Source organism: Bradyrhizobium sp. Ghvi (genome assembly GCF_900115265.1).
GTDB lineage: Bacteria > Pseudomonadota > Alphaproteobacteria > Rhizobiales > Xanthobacteraceae > Bradyrhizobium.
The window spans coordinates 694,580-706,858 of record NZ_FOVU01000002.1 but is presented as its reverse complement, the minus strand read 5'-3'; the positions used below and the strand labels follow the sequence as shown (position 1 = coordinate 706,858).

Genomic DNA, 12,279 nt, shown 5'->3' with positions numbered 1-12,279 from the left:
GCCAAGATGACCACTGCTGCCCAACAGAATCACCTCGTCGCGCTGTTCAAGGCTGCGACTGTCATTCCCGTCCTCACCATCGAACGGATCCAGGATGCCGTGCCCCTGGCGCAAGCCTTGGTGGCCGGTGGCGTGCGCACGCTGGAGGTGACCCTGCGCACTCCCATTGCGATCGAGGCGGCGCGGGCGATCATGTCCGAAGTCCCCGATGCGGTCGTCGGCATCGGCACCATCCTCAATCCGGCCGACTTCACCCGGGTGGAGAAGCTCGGCGTCGCCTTCGGCATCAGCCCGGGCCTGACCCCCGACCTCCTCAAGGCCGCCGCGCACAGCTCCCTGCCGTTTGCACCGGGCATTGCCACGGCGTCCGAGCTGATGATGGCGCTGTCCCACGGATTCGATGTCGCAAAGTTCTTCCCGGCAGAGCAGGCCGGCGGCATCAAAGGCCTGCGCTCCCTGGCAGGGCCGTTCCCGAACGTGCGGTTCTGCCCGACCGGCGGGGTCGGCGAGGCCAATGCGGCGACTTGGCTCGCCGAGCCCAATGTGGTCGCGGTCGGCGGTTCCTGGCTGTGCCCGACAGCCGAGATCAAGGCCGGGAACTGGGCCGGCATAACTGCCATCTGCCAGCGCACCCTCCAGGCTCTTAAACCTGCGTGAAGTCTTGCCATCCCTGGGCTAAGACTTAGGTCAGGAAGAGACCCCAGGGAGAGAAGACCATGACCGCCAGCATCGTCGGATGGGCGCATACGCCGTTCGGCAAGTTCGACACCGAAACCGTCGAAAGCCTCGTCACCCGCGTCGCCAACGAGGCGATGGCCGATGCCGGCATTTCGGCTTCCGATGTCGACGAGATCGTGCTCGGCCATTTCAACGCCGGCTTCTCGGCGCAGGATTTTACCGCCTCTCTGGTGCTCCAGGCCGACCCGAAGCTGCGCTTCAAGCCGGCGACCCGGGTCGAGAACGCCTGCGCCACCGGCTCGGCCGCCGTGCACCAGGGCCTGCGCGCGATCGCCGCAGGTGCGGCGAAAATCGTGCTCGTCGTCGGGGTCGAGCAGATGACCCGCACGCCGGGACCTGAGATCGGCAAGAACCTGCTCAAGGCCTCCTATCTGCCCGAGGATGGCGACACGGTCGGCGGTTTCGCCGGCGTGTTCGGCAAGATCGCCAGCTCCTACTTCCAGAAATACGGGGACCAGTCGGATGCGCTGGCGCTGATCGCGGCCAAGAACCACAAGAACGGCGTCGCTAATCCCTTCGCTCAAATGCGGAAGGATTTCGGCTTCGATTTCTGCCGCGCCGAGAGCGAGAAGAACCCTTATGTAGCCGGCCCTCTGAAGCGCACCGATTGCTCGCTGGTCTCCGACGGCGCAGCCGCCCTGGTGCTCGCCGATGCCGAGACCGCCAAGGGAATGGCTAAGTCGATCGGCTTCCGCGCCACCGCGCACGCCCAGGACTTCCTGCCGATGAGCAAGCGCGACATCCTCCAGTTCGAGGGCTGCACGGTTGCCTGGCAGCGCGCACTGGAAAAGGCCGGCGTGACGCTGTCCGATCTCTCCTTCGTCGAGACCCACGACTGCTTCACCGTCGCCGAGCTGATCGAGTACGAAGCCATGGGCCTGACGCCGAAGGGGCAGGGTGCCCGCGCCATCAAGGAAGGCTGGACGCTCAAGGACGGCAAGCTCCCGGTCAATCCCTCCGGCGGGTTGAAGGCCAAGGGCCATCCGATCGGCGCCACCGGCGTCTCCATGCATGTGATGACCGCGATGCAGCTTGCTGGGCAGGCGCCCGACGGCATGCAGCTCAAGAACGCAAAACTCGGCGGCATCTTCAACATGGGTGGCGCCGCGGTCGCCAACTACGTCTCCGTGCTGGAGCCGCTGAAGTAGCTCTTGTAGGTTGGTTAGCGGAGCGTAGCCCACCACGCTCCCGCGTTCGCCTAACGAAGTTGGTGGATTACGCCTGCGGCTAATCCACCCTACGTTTCTTGCGCTAGATCATGGTGGGCCAGTTCCGGCCCGCCTTAATGCTCCTGATTGATTTGCAGGGAATGCATGATGAGCAATGACTACGAAGATTCACTGTCGCTGGAGTCCCTCAACAACCGCATCGCGATCCTTGAGGACAATATTCGCCAGCTCATCGAGCAGGCCGCCGCCGCCTCCGGCGAGCAGAACGAGTCGCGTATCGCCGATCGCATCAACCAGCAGAACGACGAGCTCGACCGTCTCATGAAGATCCGCGAATCCCGCCAGAAGAAATAGCGGCCGCATCGCCCTGCGCATGCGGCCATACGCCGGCCGCCCTTGCGCGTCCGGCGTCGCTGCCCTTAGCTGGACCGAAATCGCGGAGCCGCATCTTGAGCCCGCGCAATCGGGAGCGAACGGATGGGACCGCTGAAGGGCATCAAGGTCGTCGACATGACCACCGTGCTGATGGGGCCCTATGCGACCCAGATGCTCGGCGACTATGGCGCCGAAGTGATCAAGGTGGAATCGCTCGATGGCGACGTCACCCGCCTGATCGGCCCGATGAGGCACACCGGCATGGGCCCGGTGTTCCTCAACACCAACCGCAGCAAGCGCTCGATCTGCCTCGATTTGAAGAAGCCGGCGGGGCGCGAAGCCGTACTGCGGTTGCTGAAGGACGCCGACGTGCTCGTCTACAACGTCCGGCCGCAGGCGATGGCGCGGCTTCAGCTCGGCTATGACGTCGCTTCCGCCATCAACCCGCGTCTCGTTTATGCCGGCGTGTTCGGTTTCGGCCAGGATGGTCCCTATGCCACCAAGCCTGCCTATGACGATTTGATCCAGGGCGCCACCGCGCTGCCTGCGCTGATGGCACAGACCGGTGACGGCGTGCCGCGCTACGTGCCGAATGCGCTGGTCGACCGCATCGTCGGCTTGACCGCCGTCGGCGCGATCTGCGCCAGCCTCGTGCACCGCGATCGTACCGGGCAGGGCCAGCGTGTCGATATCCCGATGTTCGAGACCATGGCCGGTTTCGTCATGGGCGACCACATGGGCGGGCTGACCTTCGAGCCGCCGCTCGACAAGGGCGGCTACGCTCGCCATCTCTCGCGCGACCGCAGGCCTTACAAGACCTCGGACGGCTATCTCAGTGTCATCGTCTACAACGACAAGCAGGGGGAGAACTTCTTCAAGGCGACCGGACGCGACGACCTGCGCGCCGATCCCAAATTCGCAACCTTCGCCGGCCGGGCCGCCAATATCGATGTCGTCTATGCCGAGCTCGCCCGCATTTTCGAGACGCGCACCACCGCCGAATGGATCGAGCTGCTCACCAAGGCCGACGTGCCCGTGATGCCGATGCACGATCTCGCCTCGATCCTGCACGACGAACATCTAGAGGCGACCGGTTTCTTCCCGGTCGTCGACCATCCGACCGAAGGTCCGATCCGCAGCATGAAGGTCACGGCGACCTGGTCGGACACCGAGGCCGAGCCGGTGCGCCTGGCGCCGCGCCTCAACGAGCACGGCGCGGAGATCCTGCGCGAGATCGGCTACGCTCCAGACGAGATCGCCGCCATGATCCGCGACGGCGTCACCCGCCCGGCGCCGGAATAGGGGAGGATATGGCGCAAACTCTCTCATCCGTCATTCCGGGGCGCGACGAAGTCGCGAACCCGGAATCCATTTATCCTCCCCACATGGGCGCGCGATGGACTCCGGGTTCGGCCCTTCGGGCCGCCCCGGAATGACAATGGAGAGGTAGCGAGATGAGCTTCATCACCGGCGTCGGCCTCACCCCTTTTGGCAGGCACGAAGGCTCGTCCTCGCTCGACCTGATGAGCAAGGCCGCGCAATCAGCGCTCGACGATGCCGGGCTGAAGCGCGCCGAGATCGACGGCATCCTGTGCGGCTACTCTACGGTCTCGCCCCACATCATGCTGGCGACCGTGTTCGCCGAGCATTTCGGCATCCGCCCGTCTTATGCCCACGCCGTGCAGGTCGGCGGCGCCACGGGCCTTGCGATGACGATGCTCGCCCATCACCTCGTCGTATCAGGTGTCTGTCGCAACGTGCTCGTCGTCGCCGGCGAGAATCGCCTGACTGGACAGAGCCGCGATGCCTCGATCCAGGCGCTGGCGCAGGTGGGGAATCCTGATTACGAGGTTCCGCTCGGGCCGACCATTCCCGCTTATTACGGCCTCGTCGCCAGCAGATACATGCACGAATATGGTGTGACCGAACGGGACCTCGCCGAATTCGCGGTGCTGATGCGCGCGCACGCCTGCACCCATCCCGGCGCGCAATTCCATGATCCGATCACGGTTGCTGACGTCATGGCCTCGAGGCCGGTGGCGATGCCGCTCAAGCTGCTCGACTGCTGTCCGGTGTCCGACGGCGGCGCGGCTTTCGTCATCAGCCGTGAGCGGACCGGTAAGACGGGTGTCCGTATCCGCGGCTGCGCCCAGGCGCACACCCATCAGCACGTCACGGCCGCACCAAGCCTAAGCGAGCTCGGCGCCGAAATTGCGATCGCCCGCGCAAAAGAGGCCACCGGCCTTGCGATCTCCGACGTGCGCTACGCCGCGATCTACGACAGTTTCACCATCACGCTCGCGATGCTGCTGGAAGACCTCGGCCTTGCCGGCCGCGGCGAGGCGGCCGCGCGCGCCCGTGCGGGCCATTTCAGCCGCGACGGCGAGATGCCGCTGAACACCCATGGCGGCCTGCTCAGTTACGGCCATTGCGGCGTCGGCGGCGCCATGGCGCATCTGGTCGAGGCCCATTTGCAAATGACGGGGCGTGCGGCGAATCGTCAGGTGCGCGACGCCTCGATTGCGCTGCTGCACGGCGACGGTGGCGTGCTGTCGTCGCATGTCAGCATGTTTCTGGAGCGGGTGCGACGAGCGAGCGTCTAGCGGACTGGACCAGGGGGGAGGCGGCCATCGTTTTTCAGACCTGCACCACGTGCGGCCATGTGCAGTACCTCCATCGCGCTTTCTGTGCTGCGTGTGGAACCGGAGGTCCGCGCGAGGCGCGCGCCAGCGGCAGGGGCAGGGTCTACGCGACCTCGCTGGTCTGCCGCGCCGCCACGCCGGAGACGCGCGTGCACGTGCCTTACAACATCCTGCTGGTCGATTGCGCTGAGGGTTTTCGCATGATGGCCCATGGTGATAACGGACTGGCCATCGGGGATGCGGTCACGGCGAGCTTCAAACCCTTTGCGGGCAAGCTCGTGCCGTACTTTACGAAGGAGGCGTAGCGGGATCCGTCATTCGGGGGCGGTCCAAGGGACCGAACCTGGAACGGGTATTCTGGGTCTGGCCTGTGCGAGGGCCACCCCGGAATGACGAAAGCTCTGAACTAGCGCCCGTAGAACAAGATGCTGGCGATGACGAGCATCGCTGTCACCGCCAGCATATGCACGAGCGCTCCCGAGGCCGCCCCCTTGGTGGCTTCCTTCATGCCGTTTTCTCCCTAGACTTGGGCGTGACTCATCATTGCGTGGTGAGCGCGCAGACGGCCAATTGTTTTTACTCGGAACACCCCACTTCGAGTATTCACCGCAACTAAGTCCCCACGCGGCGAATATCGATTGTGCCAACGTCGATCAGCAATGCGGCGGCAATTTGACTCGATGATGTTGCTCCTGCGTCCGCCCGCAATTAGAGTTTGAGGGAACTTAGCGCGACAACGACAATAAGCATCAAAAGCTTCAGGAAAAACTCAAGGCAAATCATGGCCCGTATCGACTACAGCGACCCGTCCAAGGCGTCCGATCGTACCCGCGAAATCCTCGATAAGAATCGAAACGCCAACATCTTCCGCATGATGGCGCACTCCCCGAGCTACTTTGAGCAATACTGCCGGCTTGGCGGTGCTATCCGCCACCGGGGCGAGCTCGATCCTGTCGTGCGCGAGCTTGCGATCACGCGCACGGGCATTCTGTGCGAGGCGCCGTACGAAATCATCGCGCACAAGCGCATCGGTAAGAATGTCGGCGTCACCGACGCGCAGAACGAGGCGCTGGAAAACTGGCAGGCCGCGACCTGCTTCGACGAGACCCAGCGCGCCGCGCTCGCTTTCACCGACGAGATCGTTAAGCTGAAGAAGCCGACAGACGCGACCTTCAAGGCGATCGCCGCCAAGCTGACGCCTGCGGCACTCGTCGAGCTCCAGCTCTCGGTCGGCTTCTACATCATGACGTCAAAATTTCTGGAAACATTCGAGATCGATCTTCAGCCCGTCACCGAAGTGGTGGGCTGATCCGACGCTCGGCTAGCGAGGAATGATCATGACGATCGATGAATATGCGGCCTGGGCCGCTACAATCGCGAAAGTCGATGAACATCCCTCGAACGAACGCCTGTCCTATCTCGGGCTTGGCCTTGCTGGTGAAGCCGGCGAGGTTGCCGAGCACATCAAGAAGCTCTTGCGCGACGACTGGCTCGACAAGGCCGGTCTCGTCGAGGAACTCGGCGATGTCGTTTATTACTGGGCCTGCCTGTGCGCTGCCACGGGTCAACAGCCATCCGAATTGCTCAAGGCCAGCGCCGCCAAAATCAAGCGACGGATCAGCGAGGCGGCGAGCCGATAGAGCAGACAATCTCCACCGCGTCATGGCCGGGCTTGTTCCGGCCATCCACGTCTTGCCACGCAGCGCAAAGAACGTGGATGCCCGGGACAAACCCGGGCATGACGATCTTATGTGAATGAATGCCAGCTGCTTACGTCGACGTCAGGATGTCGACCTTGGTGTTGGCGACGATCAGGCGATCGGCCAATAGCTGCGCCAGATTGCGCATGATCCGCTCGGAGGCCCCTGGATGCTGCTTGCGAAAGCGCTCGAATTCTTTCAGGGGGACCACGAAAGCAGTCGCGGCCATGTCCGCGAACACGTCGGCGGAGCGGGTGGTCTCGATCAGGGCCATCTCGCCAAAGGCCATGCCGGCGGTGAGCGTCGCCAGCCTAACGCCGTCCGGCAGGGTGACGTGCACCGCGCCGCTGCGCAGGAAGAACAGGGCATCTGCGGGATCGCCCGTCGCAATGATCTTTGCGCCGGACTGATAGGTCCTGATCGTGCAGATCGAAGCGAGGTCGGTCAGCTCGTCCGCGCTGAGTCCGTCGAGCAGCGGCTGCTCGGATAGGTCGGTGGTCTCGTGGAAATCGATCGAGCCGCCATAGCGGTAGACGATCTGGTCTTCCGCCCATTCGATCGCGGTGTCGAGCAGGTAGAAGTCGCGGACGTTCTTCAGCTCCGCGGTCCATTCGCGCAAGCTGTCCCATTCCCTGGAGGTGCGGCGGACACCGGACAGCACCACGGTCACGTCGAGCGCGGCAAGCTCCTCGAAGGCTTCGGCAATGAGCCGGGCGCCGGCGCGCGTGGTCGACGTGACGCGGTGCAGGTCGAACACGACGATTTGCGGCCGAGATCGTCCCGCAAGCCGCCGCGAGACGTAGTCGACGGCCGACAACGACAGCACGCCGACCAGCTCGATGATCCGCACCGCCTGCTCGTGCGCGGCGAGGATGTCGCGCTCCTGCTGACGGCGGACGCGGCGTGACGGGCTCTTGCCGATGTCGTAGTCGGCAATGACAGCGTTGCGGGCATCATCGCTCCGGTTGAGCATGTGCAGATCGTAATGCGAAGACAGCGCCTCGCAGACCTTGATGCCGCGCACGCTGTTGCCGTGCTTGTCGAGCTTCGGCGAATAGCTGCCGAGGCCGAGGCGGGCGGGGAGCGCCGCCAGGATGCCGCCGCCGACGCCGCTCTTGGCGGGGATACCGATCCGGTAGATCCATTCGCCGGCATAGTCGTACATGCCAGATGACGTCATGACCGATAGCGTGCGCGAGATCGCGTAAGCGCTCAACACCTGCTCGCCGGTCACCGGGTTGATCCCGCGATTGGCGAGCGTTGCCGCCATCACCGCGATGTCGCGGGCGGTGACCAGCACCGCGCATTGCCGAAAATAGACGTCGAGCACGCCAGCGACGTTGTCCGAGATCACCGCGTTGGTCTTGAGCAGATAGCCGATGGCGCGGTTGCGATCGCCGGTCTGGCTCTCGGACGCGTAGACCGCCTCGTCCACGGCGAGGTCGCGCCCCGCGAAGCGGCCGAGCGCGAGGCGGATATGTTCAAAGGCCTCGGGGCCCTTGCTGTCGTAGATCAGCCCGGTGCAGGCGATCGCACCCGCATTCACCATCGGATTGAACGGATGGTTTTCGGAATTGAGCCGAATCGAGTTGAAGGGATCGCCCGACGGCTCGACGCCGATCGCGCTTTCGACCTTGCTTGCGCCGAGCAGGTCCAGCGCCAGTGCGAACACGAACGGTTTGGACATTGACTGGATGGTGAAGGGCGCCCTGGAGTCGCCGACTTCGTAAACATGGCCGTCGAGGGTCGCGAGGCTGATGCCGAAATAGGCGGGGTCAGCCTTGCTCAGCTCGGGAATGTAGTCGGCGACCGCGCCTGACGTGTCGGCCGAGAATTCGTTGAGGCAAGTATCGAGAAACCGCAGCAGCGGCGGCTTTGAGCGGGTCCAGGCAGAGGCTGGCGGCGGTTGCGCTATCATCGCCTCCTTGTGCAACGCAATCAGGGCACGCGCAACCCGTTGATATCGGCGTTGCCCGTCCGGCGTGGCGGCCGAACGCAAGATGCCGCGCGTTATGTCGATATAGTCTGTTTCAGATTGTCGCGGATGAGAGAGCTGCGAGGGGCATCTGCTTAGCTCATGACAATCGCGATCGCCTGACCTTCGGCAACGAGGTCGTCGATCTTCACGAGCAGTAATTTGAGCGTGCCTGATGCAGGCGAGGGCACCGGTATTTCCATCTTCATGGCTTCGACCAGCACAATCTCATCGCCATCGGTGACGGTTCCTCCAACTTGCACGGGAGTTGCGCAGACCCGACCGGCGACCTCCGTGACAATCTTAATTTCTGGCATGCCATCGCCTTTTTGTTGTCGTCGCAAAATGCCTGAGGTAGCGTCATCTGCAAGTGGAATTTAATTCCGCATAGCGGAACAAACGGTAGGGATCATGGGACGACGTTCGGAGCGGTTAAGCAGGCAAGGTGCGCTCGCTGGCGATGCCGGTGAGGGTGATGTCATCCAGGTGGTGTCGCGCGCGTTCGACGTGTTGCGATGCTTCGAGGGCCACGAGGCGCGGCTCGGCAATCTCGAGATTTCAAATCGCTGCGGCCTGCCGCGCTCGACCGTGTCGCGGCTCACGCACACGCTGACGCGCATGGGGCAGCTGGTCTATCTGCCCCGCGATCAGAAATACCGCATCGGCCCGAGCGCGGTGGCGATGAGCGCCTCGATGATGAAGGGCGCGCAGCTTCGCAGCATGATCCGGCAGCGGCTGCAGGAAGTTGCCGAGCAGCTTCCAGGCACGGTCGGTTTCGTCGTGCCCGATCGCTTCCATCTCGTTTATCTCCAGTTCGCGCGCTCGGCTTCTGCGCTCGGCCTGCACGAGGGCACCGGCAGTCGCATCTCGATGGCCTCGACAGCGGCCGGCGCGGCTTACACGGCGGCCTTGTCGCCGGAAGTCGGCGATGCCTTCATTGCGGAGATGGAGCGGGAAGCGCCTGAGGCTGCAAAGCTTCTCAAGCCCCGCATCGAGGCCAACAGGCAGTCGCTGCGCGAGCGCGGCTACGTCGTCGCCTGCGGCCTCTGGAGCCCGCACATCAACGGTCTCGCGGTGCCGATCTGGGCGCCGCAGTACCAGACCTTCGTGGTCATCACGATCGGTCTGTTGTCCGCGATGTATGACGAGCAGCGTCTGCATGCCGAAGTTGCGCCGCTGATGCTCGAACTTGGCCGCTCGCTTGGCAGCCTGGTGGAGGGCGCGGATGGCGATGTCTTCAATAACCGCATCTCGCGTAAACCGGTCGCAACAGCCGTGCATAACAATAACAAGCCGATCCATTCGGAGGGAGTGAATGAACTGGAAGCCGGAACTCGACGAGCTCGCCCGGCGCGAAGCCTTCGCGCGGGAGATGGGCGGCGTTGACAAGGTCAAGCGACAGCATGACCAGGGCCGGCTGACTGTTCGGGAACGCATCGACGGACTGATCGACAAGGGGACTTTCCACGAGATCGGTGCCGTCTCCGGCATCGGTGAGTATGATTCCAGCGGTGAGTTGCAGAAGGTGACGCCGGCGAACTGCGTGTTCGGCCGGGCGCGCGTCGACGGTCGCACCGTGGTTGTGGTCGGCGATGACTTCACCGTGCGCGGCGGCTCCGCCGATGCGTCGATCTCGGCCAAGCCGTTGATGGCGGAGGAGATGGCGCACGACTTCCGTCTGCCCATCGTCCGCATCATCGAGGGCTCCGGCGGCGGCGGCTCGGTCAAGACCATCGAGACCAAGGGTGCAGCAAATCTGCCTGGAGGAATCGGCGGCACCCGCTGGTATCGCTTCACGACCGAGAATCTGTCGCGCGTGCCCGTGGTCGCGCTCGGCCTCGGCTCGGTTGCGGGGCTGGGTGCTGCACGTCTTGCCGCCAGCCACTATTCCATCATGACCCGGAAGTCCGCGATGTTCGTCGCGGGACCGCCCGTGGTGAAGGCGCTGGGGCAGGATCTCTCGAAGGATGAGCTCGGCGGCGCTGACATCCAGACCCGCGCCGGTGCGATCGATCATGCGGTCGAGACGGAGGAGGAGGCGTTTGCCTGCGCGCGACGCTTCCTGTCTTATCTGCCGTCGTCGGTCTACGAGCTGCCGCCGACCTTACCCTGCACGGACAGTCCCGAGCGCAGCGACGAGGACCTGATCAACGCGGTGCCGCGCAAGCGCAAGCAGGTCTACAAGGTCAGGCCCATCATCGAGTCTGTCGTCGACAAGGGCTCGTTCTTCGAGGTCGCGAAGAACTTCGGCAAGCCCATCATCGTTGGGCTGGCGCGGCTCGAGGGCAGGGCGGTGATGCTGCTCGCCAGCGACAGTTTTCACTATGGCGGTTCCTGGACGGCGGATGCGTGCCAGAAGGTGGTGCGCTGGGTAGACTTCGCAGAAACCTTCCATCTGCCGATCGTCTATCTCATGGACTGTCCGGGCTTCATGATCGGCCTCGATGCCGAGAAGGCTGCGACCATCCGCCACGGCGTCCGCGCCATGGCCGCCGTCAACCAGACCACCGTGCCCTGGTGCACGGTAATCCTGCGCAACGCCTTCGGCGTCGCCGGCGTGGTGCATCAGCCGGCCGACCGCTTCTCGATCCGCTACGCCTGGCCGTCGGCCTATTGGGGTTCGCTGCCGCTCGAGGGCGGGATCGAGGCCGCCTATCGCGCCGACATCGACGCGGCCGAGGATAAGGCTGCGAAACTCGCTGAGATCCAGACGCGTCTCAACCAGCTGCGCTCGCCGTTCCGCTCGGCCGAAAAATTTTGGGTCGAGGAGATCATCGATCCCCGCAAGACGCGCTCGCTGCTGTGCGAGTTCGCGCGGCTCGCCGAGCCGCTGCGCAAAGCGGGACCGCCGGAGAACATGACGATCCGGCCGTAGGGCGCGGCCGTCATTGCTCGTCACCGGGTCCGCGCAAAGCGCGGCCCGATGACAGCCTCCGCGAAGCACCGGAATTCCTCGACGGTGTTGTCTTGATTGCTTTGCTAGCGCTGCGCGATGCGCGCCTGATTATACTCCGAAAGATATAATCCAGGTTGGATTCGCGCGAAGACAGCCGTTTTCTGCCGCTCTTCAGGCTCATTTTAGCCAAACCAATATTGGTCTCTCCCGGTCGGGGCAGGTCCTCCAGCGGAGTCCTGCAATGATTAAGCGAGTAGTTTCTGCGTGTTTATTTGTTTTCGTTAGTTGCGTGGCCTCTGAAGCGCGCCCCTATCGGGCGCTTCACGCCCCTGAATGCAACATCACTATGCCCTGCGACTTCTCATATGCGCAGCCACGCCGCGAGCGGGCTCAAAGGGCGTCACTGCAAGCCTATCGCTCGACGCAGATGACGGTGACCGATGCGGGCAACGCCGCCACGATGATCAGCGTCACCGGTGATCGCATCATTGGCGGTCGTCCGGCCGGTTGTCCGTCATCGTTCTGCGGATGTGGCGCGGCGATCCGAGTGTTCGGACGCATCGTGCCGGAACTAAATCTCGCATCAAACTGGCTGCGCTTTCCGCGCACGGCGCCGGCGCCGGGGATGGTCGCAGCGCGCCACGGGCACGTTTTCGTGCTGGAGCAGCCCCTCGGCGGCGACATGTGGATGGCGTATGACGCCAATTCGGGTGGTCACGCCACGCGCATACACGCGCGTTCCCTGCGGGGCTACACCGTCGTCAATCCGCACGGCTGAGAAGGA

General features: G+C 63.9%; 13 protein-coding genes. 11 read left to right on the top strand and 2 right to left on the bottom strand.

All coding sequences use genetic code 11. From position 1 onward, the window contains the following. The first annotated feature begins 6 nt into the window (after positions 1-6). The 8 genes from eda to BM374_RS10120 all read left to right on the top strand — a co-directional run bounded on the left by eda (position 7) and on the right by BM374_RS10120 (position 6,564). A complete protein-coding gene (eda, locus tag BM374_RS10155; protein ID WP_177248200.1) occupies positions 7-657 on the top strand; it encodes a bifunctional 4-hydroxy-2-oxoglutarate aldolase/2-dehydro-3-deoxy-phosphogluconate aldolase in 651 nt (216 codons plus the stop codon). 59 nt (positions 658-716) lie between these two features. Beyond that, positions 717-1,886, top strand: a complete 1,170-nt coding sequence (locus BM374_RS10150; RefSeq protein WP_092291445.1) for an acetyl-CoA acetyltransferase — start codon at positions 717-719, stop codon at positions 1,884-1,886. Between the two features lie 168 nt (positions 1,887-2,054). Further along, complete coding sequence (locus BM374_RS10145; protein WP_092291938.1) at positions 2,055-2,261, top strand: hypothetical protein; 207 nt, start codon at positions 2,055-2,057, stop codon at positions 2,259-2,261. A gap of 123 nt (positions 2,262-2,384) precedes the next feature. Continuing rightward, positions 2,385-3,584, top strand: coding sequence for a CaiB/BaiF CoA transferase family protein (locus BM374_RS10140; RefSeq protein WP_092291443.1), 1,200 nt, complete (start codon positions 2,385-2,387; stop codon positions 3,582-3,584). Between the two features lie 152 nt (positions 3,585-3,736). Further along, positions 3,737-4,885, top strand: coding sequence for a thiolase family protein (locus tag BM374_RS10135; protein ID WP_092291441.1), 1,149 nt, complete (start codon positions 3,737-3,739; stop codon positions 4,883-4,885). Between the two features lie 26 nt (positions 4,886-4,911). Further along, positions 4,912-5,229, top strand: a complete 318-nt coding sequence (locus tag BM374_RS10130) for a Zn-ribbon domain-containing OB-fold protein (RefSeq protein ID WP_092291936.1) — start codon at positions 4,912-4,914, stop codon at positions 5,227-5,229. Positions 5,230-5,705: 476 nt separating this feature from the next. Next, positions 5,706-6,233 carry a carboxymuconolactone decarboxylase family protein gene (locus BM374_RS10125; protein ID WP_092291439.1) on the top strand — a complete coding sequence of 176 codons (528 nt, stop codon included), beginning with the start codon at positions 5,706-5,708 and terminating at the stop codon, positions 6,231-6,233. 28 nt (positions 6,234-6,261) lie between these two features. Then, a complete protein-coding gene (locus BM374_RS10120; RefSeq protein WP_177248199.1) occupies positions 6,262-6,564 on the top strand; it encodes a nucleoside triphosphate pyrophosphohydrolase family protein in 303 nt (100 codons plus the stop codon). A gap of 130 nt (positions 6,565-6,694) precedes the next feature. Here BM374_RS10120 and glsA read toward each other — a convergent pair whose 3' ends face one another. Together glsA and BM374_RS10110 are read right to left on the bottom strand one after the other, a co-directional pair. Then, complete coding sequence (gene glsA / locus BM374_RS10115) at positions 6,695-8,542, bottom strand: glutaminase A (protein ID WP_092291934.1); 1,848 nt, start codon at positions 8,540-8,542, stop codon at positions 6,695-6,697. Between the two features lie 152 nt (positions 8,543-8,694). Then, entirely contained in the window at positions 8,695-8,916 is a 222-nt protein-coding gene (locus tag BM374_RS10110) for an acyl-CoA carboxylase biotin carboxyl carrier protein subunit (RefSeq protein WP_092291435.1), read from the bottom strand. Between the two features lie 94 nt (positions 8,917-9,010). Between BM374_RS10110 and BM374_RS10105 the strand changes: the two genes are divergently transcribed. From BM374_RS10105 to BM374_RS10095, 3 genes are all read left to right on the top strand, one after another. Further along, positions 9,011-9,985, top strand: a complete 975-nt coding sequence (locus tag BM374_RS10105) for an IclR family transcriptional regulator (protein ID WP_092291433.1) — start codon at positions 9,011-9,013, stop codon at positions 9,983-9,985. Further along, positions 9,915-11,474, top strand: coding sequence for an acyl-CoA carboxylase subunit beta (locus BM374_RS10100; protein WP_092291431.1), 1,560 nt, complete (start codon positions 9,915-9,917; stop codon positions 11,472-11,474). Before BM374_RS10105 ends, BM374_RS10100 begins: the two co-directional genes overlap by 71 nt. 448 nt (positions 11,475-11,922) lie before the next feature. Next, positions 11,923-12,273 (top strand): hypothetical protein, encoded by a 351-nt coding sequence (locus tag BM374_RS10095; protein ID WP_502689422.1) that lies wholly within the window; start codon positions 11,923-11,925, stop codon positions 12,271-12,273. The last annotated feature ends 6 nt before the right edge of the window (positions 12,274-12,279 follow it).